This is a genomic window from Paenibacillus plantiphilus (assembly GCF_927798095.1).
Classification (GTDB): Bacteria; Bacillota; Bacilli; order Paenibacillales; family Paenibacillaceae; genus Paenibacillus_Z; species Paenibacillus_Z plantiphilus.
Window position 1 is genome coordinate 110,030 of sequence record NZ_CAKMMF010000017.1, and the last position, 15,277, is coordinate 125,306.

At 50.4% G+C, this 15,277-nt stretch carries 16 protein-coding genes; all 16 read left to right on the forward strand.

Annotated features, from left to right (window positions below):
• The first annotated feature begins 30 nt into the window (after positions 1-30).
• Complete coding sequence (gene ribE, locus L6H65_RS15890) at positions 31-723, forward strand: riboflavin synthase (RefSeq protein WP_236343576.1); 693 nt, start codon at positions 31-33, stop codon at positions 721-723.
• Between the two features lie 34 nt (positions 724-757).
• Positions 758-2,026, forward strand: coding sequence for a bifunctional 3,4-dihydroxy-2-butanone-4-phosphate synthase/GTP cyclohydrolase II (locus tag L6H65_RS15895; protein ID WP_236343577.1), 1,269 nt, complete (start codon positions 758-760; stop codon positions 2,024-2,026).
• Positions 2,027-2,034: 8 nt separating this feature from the next.
• Entirely contained in the window at positions 2,035-2,508 is a 474-nt protein-coding gene (gene ribH, locus L6H65_RS15900; protein WP_236343578.1) for a 6,7-dimethyl-8-ribityllumazine synthase, read from the forward strand.
• Between the two features lie 110 nt (positions 2,509-2,618).
• Complete coding sequence (locus L6H65_RS15905; RefSeq protein ID WP_236343579.1) at positions 2,619-3,398, forward strand: segregation and condensation protein A; 780 nt, start codon at positions 2,619-2,621, stop codon at positions 3,396-3,398.
• Positions 3,367-4,104 carry an SMC-Scp complex subunit ScpB gene (gene scpB, locus L6H65_RS15910; protein WP_371877703.1) on the forward strand — a complete coding sequence of 246 codons (738 nt, stop codon included), beginning with the start codon at positions 3,367-3,369 and terminating at the stop codon, positions 4,102-4,104. Before L6H65_RS15905 ends, scpB begins: the two co-directional genes overlap by 32 nt.
• 74 nt (positions 4,105-4,178) lie before the next feature.
• Positions 4,179-4,874: a DUF2953 domain-containing protein gene (locus L6H65_RS15915; protein ID WP_236343580.1), complete on the forward strand. Its 696-nt coding sequence runs from the start codon at positions 4,179-4,181 to the stop codon at positions 4,872-4,874.
• A gap of 236 nt (positions 4,875-5,110) precedes the next feature.
• The gene (gene ytfJ / locus L6H65_RS15920; RefSeq protein ID WP_236343581.1) at positions 5,111-5,590 is read left to right on the forward strand and encodes a GerW family sporulation protein; all 480 of its coding nucleotides are present in this window, start codon (positions 5,111-5,113) and stop codon (positions 5,588-5,590) included.
• A 265-nt stretch (positions 5,591-5,855) separates the two neighbouring features.
• Complete coding sequence (locus tag L6H65_RS15925; RefSeq protein WP_371877704.1) at positions 5,856-7,061, forward strand: D-alanyl-D-alanine carboxypeptidase family protein; 1,206 nt, start codon at positions 5,856-5,858, stop codon at positions 7,059-7,061.
• Positions 7,055-7,771, forward strand: a complete 717-nt coding sequence (locus L6H65_RS15930; protein WP_236343582.1) for a nucleoside recognition domain-containing protein — start codon at positions 7,055-7,057, stop codon at positions 7,769-7,771. The genes L6H65_RS15925 and L6H65_RS15930 overlap by 7 nt, the downstream gene beginning before the upstream one ends.
• The gene (locus L6H65_RS15935) at positions 7,764-8,297 is read left to right on the forward strand and encodes a spore maturation protein (RefSeq protein ID WP_290370436.1); all 534 of its coding nucleotides are present in this window, start codon (positions 7,764-7,766) and stop codon (positions 8,295-8,297) included. The genes L6H65_RS15930 and L6H65_RS15935 overlap by 8 nt, the downstream gene beginning before the upstream one ends.
• Positions 8,298-8,410: 113 nt before the next feature.
• The gene (locus L6H65_RS15940) at positions 8,411-9,151 is read left to right on the forward strand and encodes a pseudouridine synthase (protein ID WP_236343583.1); all 741 of its coding nucleotides are present in this window, start codon (positions 8,411-8,413) and stop codon (positions 9,149-9,151) included.
• A 92-nt stretch (positions 9,152-9,243) separates the two neighbouring features.
• Positions 9,244-9,771, forward strand: a complete 528-nt coding sequence (locus L6H65_RS15945; RefSeq protein ID WP_236343584.1) for a redoxin family protein — start codon at positions 9,244-9,246, stop codon at positions 9,769-9,771.
• Between the two features lie 21 nt (positions 9,772-9,792).
• Positions 9,793-11,460 (forward strand): cytochrome c biogenesis protein ResB, encoded by a 1,668-nt coding sequence (resB, locus tag L6H65_RS15950; RefSeq protein WP_236343585.1) that lies wholly within the window; start codon positions 9,793-9,795, stop codon positions 11,458-11,460.
• Positions 11,457-12,716: a cytochrome c biogenesis protein CcsA gene (gene ccsA, locus L6H65_RS15955; RefSeq protein ID WP_236343586.1), complete on the forward strand. Its 1,260-nt coding sequence runs from the start codon at positions 11,457-11,459 to the stop codon at positions 12,714-12,716. Before resB ends, ccsA begins: the two co-directional genes overlap by 4 nt.
• 40 nt (positions 12,717-12,756) lie before the next feature.
• A complete protein-coding gene (locus L6H65_RS15960; RefSeq protein ID WP_236343587.1) occupies positions 12,757-13,473 on the forward strand; it encodes a response regulator transcription factor in 717 nt (238 codons plus the stop codon).
• Positions 13,474-13,476: 3 nt separating this feature from the next.
• Positions 13,477-14,913: a HAMP domain-containing sensor histidine kinase gene (locus tag L6H65_RS15965; protein WP_236343588.1), complete on the forward strand. Its 1,437-nt coding sequence runs from the start codon at positions 13,477-13,479 to the stop codon at positions 14,911-14,913.
• The last annotated feature ends 364 nt before the right edge of the window (positions 14,914-15,277 follow it).

Consider the following 15,277-nt stretch of genomic DNA (forward strand, 5'->3'; position numbering starts at 1 on the left):
GTTGGCAGCATGCCAAAGGGGTGATTTTTGTTGTTCACAGGTCTTATTGAAGAGATCGGCACACTAAGGCGCTCCTATAAACAGGGGGAAGCCATGCTGCTGACAATTGAAGCATCGCGTGTTTTGGAGGATGTGGCAATCGGAGACAGCATTGCAATTAATGGCATTTGCTTGACGGTTGTGGAATTTAGCGGCTCTGCCTTCACGGTGGATGTTATGCCGCAAACCTTCCGTCATACGAACATCAAGGATGTCCGGGCAGGCGAGCGTGTGAACCTGGAACGAGCGATGAAGGCCGGAGGACGCTTCGGCGGTCACATCGTACAAGGTCATGTCGATGGCACTGGCGTTATCGTCACGCGGACGCCGGATGCGAATGCGGTTGTGTTCACGATCAGGCCGCATGACCCTGCTCTATTGCGATACATCATTCCACAAGGCTCAATCACGCTGGATGGCATTAGTCTTACGGTTGTTTCAACGGATAACGGAACGTTCACGGTGTCTATTATTCCCCACACGCTCCGCGAGACAGCTCTGCAGGTGAAAGGGACTGGCGGCATCATCAATATTGAATGTGATGTTCTTGGCAAATATGTCGATCATCTGCTTCACTATCGTGGCAATGGGGCAGAATCGGCTGACAAAGGGAGCTCTGGACGGCAAGCTGCTCGTTCTGGCGGTCTGTCGGCAGCTTTTCTAGCAGATAACGGTTTTATGTAACGCAATCAGACTAGCAAGAGGGGTGGTTCTGACCATGCATGACGAACAACAGCAAGTAAATGCGAATGTAACGGATGTCGAGAGCTTCGATGCCATTGAAGAGGCGATTTACGATCTGATTCTTGGCAAGCCGATAATTGTCGTGGATGATGAAGACCGGGAGAATGAAGGCGATCTGATCGCTTTGGCTGACAAGGCAACACCGGAAGTGATTAATTTCATGATATCGGAGGCTCGCGGTCTCGTTTGTGTGCCGATAACCGCTGAACGAGCGGAAGAGCTGGATCTGCCGCCAATGGTGACGCATAATACGGACTATCACGGTACGGCCTTCACAGTATCTGTTGACTATATCTCGACCTCGACGGGGATCTCCGCCCATGAACGCTCGGAGACGGTCAAAGCGCTAATCAATCCGAACACCAAAGCGAGGGATTTCCGCAGACCAGGACATATTTTTCCGCTGATTGCCAAGAAGGGCGGCGTGCTTCGTCGGGCTGGACATACGGAGGCGGCTATTGATCTGGCTCGTATGTGCGGCTCTGCGCCAGCCGCAGTCATCTGCGAGATTATTAAGGAAGACGGCTCTATGGCAAGGCTTCCAGACCTGCTGGAATTCAAGGAAAAGCATGGCTTGAAGCTGATAACGATTCAGAATTTAATTCATTACCGCAACGAGAAGGAGAAGCTGGTGGAACGCGCGGTAGATGTGAAGATGCCGACAGATTTCGGTATATTCCGCGCTATTGCCTACACGAACGAGGTGGACAACAAGGAGCATGTTGCGCTGGTGAAGGGGCAGCTTGATCCTGATCGTCCCGTACTTGTCCGCGTCCATTCCGAGTGTCTGACCGGCGATGTATTCCACTCTCACCGCTGTGATTGCGGGCCGCAGCTGGCAGCAGCTCTCCGCCAGATTGATGAGGCGGGAAGCGGCGTGCTGCTGTATATGCGGCAGGAGGGGCGCGGAATCGGCCTCATTAACAAATTGAAGGCCTATGCGCTGCAGGAGCAGGGATTCGACACGGTCGACGCGAATATTAAACTAGGGTTTGCTCCTGATCTTCGGGATTATGGCATCGGGGCTCAGATTCTGAAGGATCTGGGCGTGCGCAAGATGCGCCTTCTGACGAATAATCCCCGGAAAATCCGCGGTCTTGAAGGTTATGGGATCGAGGTTATAGAACGAGTTCCTCTGCAGATGGAAGAGAATGAAGACAATTCGAATTACCTGCACACCAAACAATCCAAACTCGGACATATGCTCCGTTTTGATGATACTATTGAAAAAGTGGAAGGATGATAAACAATATGGCACATCATGTATACGAAGGTCACCTGATTTCGCAAGGCTTGCGTTATGGAGTCGTCGTTGGACGATTCAATGAATTTATTTCCAGCAAGCTGCTGGGAGGGGCGCTTGATGCGTTCAAGCGTCATGGCGCAGAGGACTCCGAGGTAGAGATCGCATGGGTACCGGGCGCTTTCGAAATTCCGTTAATCGCGCTCAAGATGGCGGAGAGCGGCAAGTATGATGCTGTTATTACGCTTGGAGCTGTCATTCGGGGATCAACACCGCATTTTGACTATGTATGCAGTGAAGCGGCTAAGGGTGTAGCGGCCGCTAGTCTTAAAACCGGCATTCCCGTCATATTTGGCGTATTGACGACCGATTCCATCGAACAAGCTGTGGAACGCGCCGGTACGAAGGCAGGCAACAAAGGCTGGGAAGCAGCAGTAACAGCTATCGAAATGGCGAATTTGACTAAAGTTATTCAAGGCTAAGCAACCATTTAAGGAACGTATGTGATAAGTGCTGACAGACAACCGGACACTCCCGAGCAGGGGAGGACCGGTTGTCTGCATGACGTTTAGGAGTTTAGGAGGCCGGCACTATGGCGGTGACATACAAACTGGAATCGTTCGAAGGCCCGCTCGATCTGCTTCTGCATTTGATCGACAAAGCGGAAATCGACATTCATGAAATATCCATAAGTGAAGTTACGGATCAGTACATGGAATATTTGAATGCGATGCAGGAGTTGGAGCTTGAAGTTACGAGCGAATTTCTCGTCATGGCAGCAACGCTTCTATCCATCAAGAGCAAGCAGCTTCTGCCGAAGCCTCCGGTAATCGAAGACGATTACGAGATGTGGGAGGATGACGGACTTGATCCGCGCGACGAGCTGATTGCCAAGCTGATTGAATATCGGAAGTACAAGGGGATCGCGGAACAGCTTCGGGAACAGGAATTTGAACGCAGTCTTGTTTTTACGAAGGAACCGGAGGATCTATCGCCTTATATGAAGGCTATTCCGGTCAATCCTGTGAAGGGGCTGCATGTGGATGACCTGATCAAGGCATTCCAGAAGGCGCTGCGCAGAGCGACGCGCCGCAACATTGTCACCACGATTCATAGGGATGAAATATCGGTTAAAGATCGGATCAACGATATTATCGTTATTCTCCGGGACTATGAAACGGTTCGTTTCTCGAAGCTGATTCGTGACGATATGAGCAGGCATGAAATCGTTGTAACCTTTCTTGCGCTGCTTGAGCTGATGAAGATGAAGCATATTCGTTGTTATCAGCATCAATTATTTGACGATATCGTCATTCATAGGAAAGGAGAAGCGCCTGCAGATGGATTACTCGAAGTTGAAGTCGATTATTGAAGGCCTGCTTTTCATGGCGGGAGACGAAGGTTTGAGCGCAAAGCAATTATCCGATATATTGGAGCTTGATGCTGCAGTTGCAGTGGACATTACGAATGATTTGAAGAAGGAATATAAGCGTAAAGGCCGCGGGATTCAAATCTCGCTCGTTGCCGGCTGCTTTCGCTTGACGACCAATCCGAACCATGCGGCTTATTTTGAACGGATGGCTTATACGCCAACCCGCTCCAGCCTGTCCCAGGCTGCGCTGGAGACGTTGTCGATTGTCGCTTACCGGCAGCCAATAACCCGTGTTGAAATTGAGGAGATTCGTGGAGTTAAGAGCGATCGTCCAATCTATTCGCTTGTGACGAAGGATTTAATTGAAGAGGTCGGTCGCGCTGAGGCGATCGGAAGGCCGATTCTGTATGGAACGACGAAGTCGTTCCTCGACTATTTCGGATTAGCTGGATTGGATGCGCTCCCTGAACCGGCGATCGTGGATGACGACACACTGGACGAGCAGACACAGCTCTTGTTCGAGAAGCTGGAGGGCCGTCAGATGACGCTGGAGGAAATGCCGGCTGATGATATGCAGTCTAAAGAGCTAGGGAATGACAGCGGGAATGATACAGTGAATGATGGCAGCGGGAATGATACAGTGAATGATGATATGGAAATTGATGAGTTGATTAGGATAGATAGCTTCTTAAATGAAAATGAATAAGGCAATGCATGAGATTTGCCCATAGGGTCATACTAAGTCCGAACCAATAATAGGGAAACGGGGGATAAGCGCCCATGTTGGGTTACCCGCTCGGATGGATGATTGCGGCAATTCTCTTTTTTTTGCTCATTTTTTCAGTGGCGATGTCGACGGTGGTTATTCATGGAAGTGCCAGGCGTGTCGGTGACAATGATAACGCGGAGCTGCGAATCAAGGGGCTGCTTGGTTTGATCAATTATCATTGGCAGCTTCCCGTCATACGGATCAAGGGCTTCGAGATGGAGCTGAAGCGGGAGTCTTCGGCTGAGAATATAGGCGGCAAACAAAACGACATGTCGATTATGAATCTGAATGCGGAGAAAATGATGGAATCATTGGAGAAAGCGCAGCTCCTTTTGAAGCATACGGATGATTTGCTTGGCTGGGTAAGGACATTATTAGGGCATGTCAGGCTGGTGGAGTGGCAGTGGAGGACAGCAGTAGGGACTGGCGATGCGGTATGGACTGCGATGCTGACGGGAATGGTGTGGTCGGTCAAAACGACTGCAATCGGCGTTCTCTCCCAACTGGTGCGACTGCAGGGACAGCCCGCGGTGTCGGTGAATCCGAATTTTAGTGAAACCCAATTTACGACAGACGGACAATTCACAGCAAAAATCAGATTCGGTTATGCCATTTATGCCGGAATACAGCTGATGCGCCGATTGAAGAAGGTTAACGGCACAGAAAAGGGCATACTCGGCTGGCAAAAAATATTGCTAAAAGCTTGAGCATCGTTGGTGGCACAGCCTCAGCAATACCAATGTTCAAGGGAATGTTGAGATGTTCAGCCGCATAGTTGCAAACAATTCTAGCTTTTCAGGTGGTATTCATGAAGAAGGGGCAAGCTGAACGAGATAATCAATAATTTATTATTGAAATTAAAGACGGATACGGATTAATGCCTTCGGACATACTCTTAATGGACAGAATCAATGAGCTTTCAACACACATAGGAGGAGTCCAAGTGAATAATCATCCGATTCAAGGCCTGATGCAGACAGCGATGGAAAATATTAAGGAAATGGTCGATGTGAACACAATCGTTGGCGACCCGGTGCAGACCCCGGACGGCAGCGTTATTATGCCGATCTCCAAGGTTGGATTCGGCTTTGTCGCAGGCGGCAGCGATATCCGGTTTGACAATAGCCAGGCCGACAGCGCATCAACGAAATCCGGCGATGCCCATAATGCCTCGGTAGCGCTGCCCTTCGGCGGCGGCAGCGGCGGGGGTGTGTCCATTACGCCAATCGCGTTTCTAGTCGTTGGCACGCAAGGTGTTAAAATTGTGCCTCTCGATGGACAAACGCATCTGATGGAGAAGGTTATCGATTCCGCACCGCAAGTGTTTGACAAGATTCAAAGCATGTTCAAAAGCAGCGGTCAAACACAAGCCGGCAACGATGTTTCAATCGTTATCGATACGCCCGCGTCCAACCCCGTTTAAGATATTCTCAAAAAAGGCAGTCTTCTCCCGTTCTTGCGGCGATGAAGGCAGCCTTTTTTTATGCTGTCAGCCAGCTTGGGACAACATATGCGGACATATGAGCCGCCCTCTGTTCATATACTTGTACAAGACCTGCCAGCCAGACGGACAAGACCGTTGCCAATTCAACGCAACGAAGAAAACGAAGCGTATGCTTTCGAAGCAGTTTTCTGCTTATGCAGAAGCTATGCAAGAAGCAGCGCAGAAAACTTGGAGGAGGAAATGTATGAGGCTCGTCCGTAAATCCATTTGTCTCATGGGGGTGCTCGCGTTGATGTGGTGCGCATCAATTGGACTTTTTTCCCCGATTGCCGTTCATGCTGAGCCTGAGCCTGTCACAACACATGCCAAAGCCGCCGCTCTTATCGATGTGGAATCCGGCAGGCTGCTGTATAGCACGGAAGGCGACAAACCGATGAAGATAGCCAGTCTGACCAAAATTATGACGGCTATCGTTGCAATCGAGCATGGCAAGCTGTCCGATAAGGTGAAGACAAGCAAGCGTGCCGCCGGTAAAGAAGGCTCCTCCATTTATTTGAAGCTTAATGAGGAGATGAGCCTGCACAATATGCTGTACGGACTTATGCTGCGATCCGGCAATGATGCGGCGACTGCGATCGCCGAGCATGTTGGCGGATCAGAGGAAGGCTTTGTCCATCTCATGAACGAGAAGGCGCGCATGCTGGGACTCGCGAACTCGCAATTTCAGAATCCGCACGGTCTTGATGCGAAGGGTCATTATTCGTCGGCGAATGATCTGGCTAAGCTGACAGCGTATGCGCTGCGGAATCCTATTTTCAAAGAAATCGTCAAAACAAAGGTGAAAACAGCGCCGAATCCGAACGAGGAATGGGATTATAAGTGGAAAAATAAAAACAAAATGCTTACCATGTTCGAAGGTGCAGACGGTGTGAAGACCGGCTTCACGAAGCAGGCATTCCGCTGTCTTGTCAGCTCGGCAACCCGCGGCAATCAACAGCTGGCTGTTGTGACGCTTAATGATGGCGATGATTGGGTCGACCACCAGAAGCTGCTCAACTGGGGCTTCAACCATTATCCTTTGGAAGAGGTGGCGCATAAGGGGCAGCCAGTGAACGGGTATCAGCTGGCTATCGGGCGAACCTTCCTGTATCCCTTCGCAAAGGGAGAGAAAGAGAAGCTCCGTTCTAAGATGGTGCTGATCCCGACGGGATCCACAGCGTATGCACTAGGTGAACGCGGTAAGGTGAATTGGTACATCGACGATACGGAGATCGGCTCTGCGCCAGTCTTTGAGCCGAAAGGGGCGCGGATATCGCTGCCTGAGCGGGAAGCCTGGTCATCAGGGACGACGGATAGATTTCTGAACAAGCCATGGTTGCTTTCCTTCAAAAGCGCGATGAGAGCCGTGCTTCATACGTTGTTTGGAGGAGAGGAGGCGGCGGGATGGTGAATTGGATTTGGTTGTTTTTCATTGTCCTTAGCTTTGTCGCTGCAGCGGCAACGGGCAGAATGGAGGCATTGACAGAGGCGGCGTTCGAGGGCGCAAAGAGCGGCGTTACAGTAAGCTTCGGGCTTATTAGCGTCATGGTATTCTGGCTCGGACTGATGCGCATCGGGGAGGATGCCGGACTTCTCCGCAAAATCGCTGTGCTGCTTCAGCCTATTGTAAGGTTCCTGTTTCCCGATGTGCCCCGTAATCATCCCGCAATAGGGTATATCATGAGCAATATGAGCGCCAACATTCTCGGACTGGGCAATGCGGCAACGCCTATGGGAATTAAAGCGATGCAGGAGCTGCAGAAGCTCAACCCGGACAAAGACACGGCAACACCGGCCATGTGTACGCTGCTTGCGCTCAATACGTCCAGCATTACGCTCGTGCCGACAACGCTGATTGCGATCCGCATGACATACAGCTCTGCTCACCCTGCCGAGATCGTGGGAACGACGCTGGCCGCAACCTTAGTCGCAACCGCAGCCGCTATTGCCGCCGATCGCTGGTACAGGCATCGATCCGGCAAGCCTCCGCAATGGAAGGACCGTGGAAGCAGCGGCCCCGGTTCCAAGCGACAAAGCGGAAATGCAGAGGAATATGCGGCAATCGCGAATGACAGAAGCACTATAGGAAGCGTTGGCGGAAAGGGTGAGGTCGTTGTATGAATGGATAACGGCCTTATCCGCATGGATCATACCTTTAATGATCGTTTTTATTCCCTTGTATGCGGCTTTCCGCAAAGTCCCTGTATACGAGACGTTTCTTAGCGGGGCTCAGGAAGGCTTCGGAACGGCGATTAATATCATTCCGCATCTCGTAGGCATGATGGTGGCGATCAGCATGTTTCGGGCATCCGGCGCGATGGACATGCTGGCCTCGCTTATAAAGCCGCTCTTCGATCAATTCAGCATTCCGAGCGAAGTGCTGCCGCTGGGCATGCTCAGGCCGCTCACTGGCGCGGGCTCGCTCGCCTTTACGACGGAGTTGATCAAGACCTTTGGCCCGGATTCCATGATAGGCAGAATCGCTTCCACCATACAGGGCAGCACAGATACGACGCTTTATGTGTTGACGGTTTATTTCGGCGCTGTAGGCATCAGGCGAAGCCGGTATGCGCTGAAGGTTGGATTGTTCTCGGATCTTGTAGGCTTTATAGCGGCTATTATAATTTGTTTATTCGTATTTGGCTGAGCAAGCCTGTTGAAGCGGGAGGTCTGATCCGGACCACGCAGCAGCAGGCTTCTTTATGTCGAACTTCCCTTCACTGCTGCTTTTAGGGTATGATGAGGGGTGAGGTGAAAGCATTGGAACGTTTACAGAAAATATTAGCGCAAGCGGGAGTGGCATCACGCCGCAAATGCGAGGAACTTATTACGTCCGGGCAAGTGGAGGTCAATGGCGAAACCGTATCGACTCTAGGGGCGAAGGCGGACCCTGCTGTTGACGTCATAACCGTCAAGGGCAGGCCAATCAAGAGCGAGAACAAGCTTTATGTGATGCTGAATAAACCGAAAGGCGTCATTACAAGCGCCAGCGATCCTCAAGGACGCAAGATTGTATCGGATTTCCTGCATGGCATTAAGGAACGGCTGTATCCCGTCGGCCGACTGGATTACGATACGGAAGGGCTGCTTCTGTTGACGAATGACGGGGAGTTTGCCAATCTGCTGACTCATCCCAGTCATCATGTGCCGAAGACGTATCTCGCAACCGTAAAAGGCGTGCCGCATGGCTCGGAGCTTGAGAAGCTGCAGAGAGGAATCAAGCTGAAGGACGGCATGACAGCTCCTGCGGAAGTGGAATATCAGGATGTCGATCCTGAGAAGAAGCAGGCGACCATTACGATTACGATTTACGAGGGACGCAACCGTCAGGTGCGGAGAATGTTCGAAGCGATCTCCCATCCCGTCATCCGTCTGAAGCGTGTACGGTTCGGCGAGCTGCATCTGGAGAATCTGCAGCGCGGCAAGTTTCGCCATTTGACGCCCAAAGAAGTCAAAGAGCTGACAGATAAAGCGCTCAAGACACATAAAATTCAAAAATAACACGTGGCGGCAAGCTTTAATGCCGCCCGATTTTCGTTATAATGATACTATTCACTCGTGCAGCAGCATAAAGGGGCGGTGACGTTAAGGCAGTGAAGAAGAACCGCAGAACGATTCAAATTATTATCTTGATCGGTGTTGTGCTTCTTGGCGGGTATGCGATCGGCAATGCGTTGTTCTCATCTAACGATGGGCTGCCGCAGAAAGGCTCGCCGCCGCCGGATTTTGCCCTCGTGGGGCTTGATGGCAGTACGCACCGGCTTGCAGATTATAAAGGAAAAGCGCTTATAATCAACTTCTGGGGAACTTTCTGTCCGGGTTGTGTATACGAAACACCTGATCTTCAGAGCCAGTATGAGAAGCATAAGGACAAGCCCTTTGAAATCGTAGGCATTAATTTAGGTGAAGATGAATTTACAGTTAAACAGTTTGTCAAGCAGTACAATGTGAGCTACCCGATTGTGTATGATACGAATCGCAGCGTGGAGCGAAAATACGGTTTAAGATCGTATCCGACAACGTTTTTTGTCAGACCTGACGGAACGATTATGGACATCTATGTCGGGCCTATGACGGAAAAGGACATCGATGAGCGTGTCACAGAGCTGCTGAAGTCCTAGTCAAGGGAGGTCTATTCTACTTTGCTGTCTTTTGAGAATACGAAATGCGAATGCGGCCATCAGAACCCGATCGGTACTGTGCTGTGCGAGAACTGCGGCAAACCGATTGAGGAGGAAGAGGAAGCTGGTAAGGATACACCGCTTGAGATGCGTTATGACGGTATTGCCCGCCGTTCGCAGAAGAGCAACCCAAGTGTAATCGACCGGATATGGAATTTTTTCTCTTCCGTCAAAATTGCAGTTCGACTGATTGTCATCACGCTGCTTGCAGCTATTATCGGAACTATTTTTACACAGGAAAATGCATTTGTATCGTTCGATCCTACTACTTATTACGAGGAGAAGTACGGCTGGATCGGCAAGGTCTACTATGAGCTCGGACTGTCCAATACGTATGAATCATGGTGGTTTATCGGACTGCTCGTTATGATCGGAACGTCGCTCGTTATATGCAGTCTTGATCGGGTATTGCCCTTGTACCGCGCTCTGAGCCGGCAGCAAACCCGCAAGCACATCGAGTTTCTTTCCAGGCAAAAAACGGTTTATGCCGATGATATCAAGGGCGATGAAGCAGCATGGATCGCACAGTTTGCAGATCAGCTAAAGCGCAAACGCTATCGTGTGACAATCGATGGCTCGGCTATGCTGGCAGAGAAGAACCGCTTCAGCCGCTGGGGACCGTATATTAACCATATCGGTTTAATAATATTCCTGCTGGCCGTGCTGCTTCGCACGATACCAGGCTGGTCGATGGACAATTATGTTTCCATTCCCGAAGGGGAGATTGTACAAGTTCCGGACACTTCTTATTATATTAAGAATGAGAAATTTACGGTGGATTACTACAAGGATGAGGAGCTTCCTCCTGAGCTTAAAGGGATACCGCGTGCCAAGCTTTATGAAACTCGGGCCGTTCTGTATACGTGTACAGCAAACTGCGATGAGCCCTATCCCAGAGCTGAGCTGGAGGAGGTCACGCGTCACAACATTATTGTGAACCATCCTCTATCCTATAAGGGGCTCAAAGCGTATCAATTTGGTTTTGACGATACACCAAGACTGAAGACAGTCGAGCCTGTCCTCGTTGATAAAGAGACGGGCAAGACTTACGGCCCGTTTGAACTGGACATGCGCAATCCGAAGCTCGTCTACACGCTCGGCGAGTATACGCTGGAGCTGAGACAGAAGTATATGGATTTCACTTTGGATGCGGAGGGAAATCCGACGACAAAGTCACGCGAGCCGAACGCTCCGGCGTTTATATTCCTGCTGAAGGGCGGGGATTTGCAGCCAGAGGGCGTGCCGTATATGTATTTCCCGAAACAGAATGACAAGGAGCGCTTCAGTCAGGATCTTATCAATGGCGAGGTTGGACAGCGGTTCGAGATCAAGGTTCCCTCGATGGAGGGCGTGACCTTCATGGGTGTTGTCTCCTCACTGAACATTCGCACCGATAATGCGATGCCATATATTTGGGTCGGGGCCGGAATCTTTATGTTCGGTGTTCTGATCGGAACTTACTGGCAGCATCGACGCATCTGGATTCGCATTGACGAAGGCCGTCTATTGCTAGGCGCACATACGAACAAGAACAATTACGGCATGCGTGCCGACGTCGCTTCCGCCTTGCGTGGTATCGGTATCGTCGTAGAGCCGAAGTCGCTTGATAACGGAGGGAACAAATCGTGAGTTGGCTTGATTTCAGCAGCGATGCTTTTCTGGTCGCCTTCTTTCTTTACTGCTTTGGTTTTCTGTTCTATGCTGTTGCCGTAGCAGGCCGCAAATGGAGCAAGCGAAAGCCGGAGGATCATCTGCGGCGCTGGGGCCGTATTGCCTTTATCGTGTCCTTGCTCGGCTTTATCTCCCATCTAGCGTTCTTCATTACGCGCTGGATTGGCGGAGGGCATATTCCGACCAGCAATATGTATGAGTTTATGACTTTCCTGGCCATGGCGATTATGTTCGCATTTATTATCGTCAATGCCATATACCGTAGTCCGCTGCTAGGGATGTTTACTCTCCCGTTAACGGTAATAATCGTGGCATACGCTGCTGTTTTTCCTCAGGAGGTTCAGCCGCTTATTCCCGCCCTAAATCACTACTGGCTTAAAATTCATGTAACGACGGCTGCGCTTGGTGAAGCCTTCTTCGCAGTTGGTTTTGCGGCAGGACTTATGTATTTGCTGCGTACCGTCGATTTCAAGAAAACGGATGCCAAATCGCGGCGCGATCAGCGCTGGATTGAATTTACGCTGTTCGTCATCGTTATTATTATCGCTTTCATCGGAACCGTGTTCGCATTCCGCGGAGCGGACTATAAAGCTTCCTTCCGGCAGGAAATGGTTACGATTGACAGCAAGGGCATTGAGAGTACGACAACGGAGACAGTCGAGTATACGATGCCGCCAATCTTCAAGCCGTACAACAGTGAGAATATACAGGTCGATTCATTCCTTGGCATGAAGGAGCCGCTCTTCGAAACGCCTTCATGGATGCATGGCGTTAATGCCGCGCGCAAGCTGAACACCATCGTCTGGTCGGTGCTGACGGGCTCCATCCTGTATGGATTGATTCGTCTGGCGCTTCGCAGACGACTCGGAGCAGCGATTCATCCGATTATGGATGGCATTGATCAAGAGGATCTGGATGAGATCAGCTATCGCGCTATCGCTATCGGCTACCCTATCTTCACATTGGGAGCATTAATATTCGCCATGATCTGGGCTTATATTGCCTGGTCGCGCTTCTGGGGCTGGGATCCCAAGGAGGTATGGGCGCTTATTACCTGGTTGTATTACACAGCTTACCTGCATTTGCGTCTATCGCGCGGCTGGCATGGCGCCAAATCGGCATGGCTTGCCGTAATTGGGTTCGTTGTTGTCATGTTTACTCTGATAGGCGTCAACCTTGTACTAGTCGGCCTTCATTCTTATGCGGGCGTTTAATGTAGAGCGTTAATGATGGATGGAGAGGGGTCTGGTCCGAATGTCCGAGCAATTGCACCGCATTCTGGTCGTCGATGACGAAGAACGAATTCGCAGGCTGCTGAAGATGTATCTGGAGAAGGAAGGTTATGAGATCGAGGAAGCGGAGGATGGCGAAACGGCGCTGCGACTGGCGACAGGCAGTGATTTCGACCTCATTCTGCTGGATGTCATGCTTCCCGGAATTGATGGCATAGAGGTATGTACAAGGCTGCGTCAAGTGAAGGCGACACCGGTTATTATGCTTACCGCTAAAGGTGAGGAGATGAACCGTGTGCAGGGCTTCGAGGTAGGCGCTGACGATTATGTCGTCAAGCCCTTCAGTCCGCGAGAAGTGATCTATCGGGTCAAAGCGATCCTTCGCCGTTCCTCGGCAACGGCCTATCTGACCAAAGAAACATTAACGAACAACAACATCGTATTTCCGCATCTTATTATCGAGCATGATGCCCATCGCGTCATGGCAGGTGGGCAGGAGGTCAGCCTGACACCGAAGGAATACGAGCTGCTGCATTATTTGGCGATATCTCCGGATAAAGTTTTCTCGCGGGAAGAGCTGTTGAAGGATGTTTGGAATTATGAATTTTTTGGCGACCTGCGTACTGTTGATACTCATGTGAAGAGACTCCGCGAGAAGCTGAACAAAGTTTCTCCGGAGGCGGCTGCCATGATTACAACGGTTTGGGGCGTCGGATATAAGCTAGAGGTGCCTAAATAAACGATGGTATGGAGAAGTGTAGTCGGTAAGCTGTGGATGACAATCATGCTGCTCGTAGCAGTTGTGCTGATCATATTGGGCATGTTCCTGCTGCAATATATTGATAGCGAGTTTACGAATTCTGGTGATGTGAAGGTACTGTTTGTCTATACAGCTGTCATCGGCTTCCTGCTGTCCACGTTCTTTGCTTTTTTCTTGTCGACGAAGATTACGCAGCCGCTCCTGCAATTGAAAAAAGCGGCAGATCTTATTTCACAGGGTGAATATCGGACGAGAGTCCCGATTCGTTCTAATGATGAGATCGGAGATCTTGCCAACACGTTCAACCATATGGCTGAAGAGCTGGATACGCTTATTCGCGATCTGAACCATGAGAAGGATCATCTGGCCAGCGTGCATCGAAGCATGGCAGACGCTGTCGTTACCTTTGATGCCGAGGGAAAGCTTATCCTTGCAAATCCGCATGGGCAGCAGCTGGTAGATCGATGGAATGAGCTGGAATGGTTGGCAGAGGAGCAGGAGAATAACAGCAGGGGCAGCATGCATAGTCAAGTGCCAGGACCGCTGTTTGAGCTGTATCGCACCGTTCTGAGGGTTGGACGGGATATGACGGATAAGGTGCATGTGCAGAGCGGCGTATGGTCGGTTGTTATGGCACCGCTCAAGTCCAATGACACCGTTCGCGGCGCTGTAGCCGTTATTCGGGATGTATCGGAGGAAACGAAGCTGGAGAAGCTCAGACGTGACTTTGTCGCCAATGTTTCTCATGAGATTCGCACACCCTTATCGATGCTGCAAGGCTATAGCGAAGCGCTGCTCGACGATATAGCTGCCTCCCCGGAGGAGCGGCAGGAGCTGGTACAGGTCATTCATGATGAGTCGCTTCGCATGAGCCGGCTTGTGATGGATCTGCTTGATCTGGCGCGAATGGAAGCTGGACATATGGAGATGCACTTCATCGAGGCTGATCTGCAAGGACTGCTCAAACGGGTTCATCGGAAGTTTCTCGTCTATGCCAAGGAGAGAGGAATCCGTCTCCTGAGCTCATTTCCCGAAGCGCCGCTTCGAATTGAAGCGGTGGATGAGGATCGTCTGGAGCAGGTGCTGACCAATCTGCTTGATAACGCACTGCGCCATACGCCTGGCGATGCTCAGATCATTTTGTCAGCCAAGCAGATGACATTCAAACGGAAGCCTTATATTGAAATTCAGGTCAAGGATGAGGGTCAAGGTATTCCGGATGAAGACTTGCCTTATATTTTCGAACGGTTCTACAAAGCGGACAAAGCGCGAACTCGCGGAGTAGCATCAGGCGGAACAGGACTTGGACTGGCCATTGTGAAAAGCATTGTAGAGGCCCATCGCGGCCATATTCAAGCACAAAGCGATTTAGGATCAGGAACAACCTTCACTCTGCTGCTTCCTGTCGAAGCAGAGTAATTTATAGCAAAGCGCTCCGATTCGGAGCGCTTTTTTTGTTGATTCGAGCAGACTATTCTTGTTGGTCGTGAAACAATTATGGATTTTTCTAAATGCAGGATGAGATTTCCACCTTAGTACCAGGTATTTCATCGCTTCGTGCGATAGCCGCAGGAGATTGTACGAAGCCTTGTCATCTGGAAGAGGATTTTTCAGCCTTACAGCGCGCCTCGCTCCATTTTTTCGTGCTGTAAAACGATATTTGAGACTGTCGATTAATTCGTTTACAAACCCCATGTTATCTAATGTGGGGTTTCTTTATATTCATTCAAAATGGTTTGTTTTTTGAATAAAACATCATGTTTCCTCGAAAATGCTTCTGTTT

What these genes read in the sequence shown, in the direction of transcription:
- L6H65_RS15895 (WP_236343577.1), top strand. Translation starts at nt 758, where the DNA reads ATGCATGACGAACAACAGCAAGTAAATGCGAATGTAACGGATGTCGAG.
- scpB (WP_371877703.1), top strand. Translation starts at nt 3,367, where the DNA reads ATGGATTACTCGAAGTTGAAGTCGATTATTGAAGGCCTGCTTTTCATG.
- L6H65_RS15965 (WP_236343588.1), top strand. Translation starts at nt 13,477, where the DNA reads ATGGTATGGAGAAGTGTAGTCGGTAAGCTGTGGATGACAATCATGCTG.
- L6H65_RS15905 (WP_236343579.1), top strand. Translation starts at nt 2,619, where the DNA reads ATGGCGGTGACATACAAACTGGAATCGTTCGAAGGCCCGCTCGATCTG.
- L6H65_RS15925 (WP_371877704.1), top strand. Translation starts at nt 5,856, where the DNA reads ATGAGGCTCGTCCGTAAATCCATTTGTCTCATGGGGGTGCTCGCGTTG.
- L6H65_RS15915 (WP_236343580.1), top strand. Translation starts at nt 4,179, where the DNA reads ATGTTGGGTTACCCGCTCGGATGGATGATTGCGGCAATTCTCTTTTTT.
- L6H65_RS15930 (WP_236343582.1), top strand. Translation starts at nt 7,055, where the DNA reads ATGGTGAATTGGATTTGGTTGTTTTTCATTGTCCTTAGCTTTGTCGCT.
- ribH (WP_236343578.1), top strand. Translation starts at nt 2,035, where the DNA reads ATGGCACATCATGTATACGAAGGTCACCTGATTTCGCAAGGCTTGCGT.
- L6H65_RS15960 (WP_236343587.1), top strand. Translation starts at nt 12,757, where the DNA reads ATGTCCGAGCAATTGCACCGCATTCTGGTCGTCGATGACGAAGAACGA.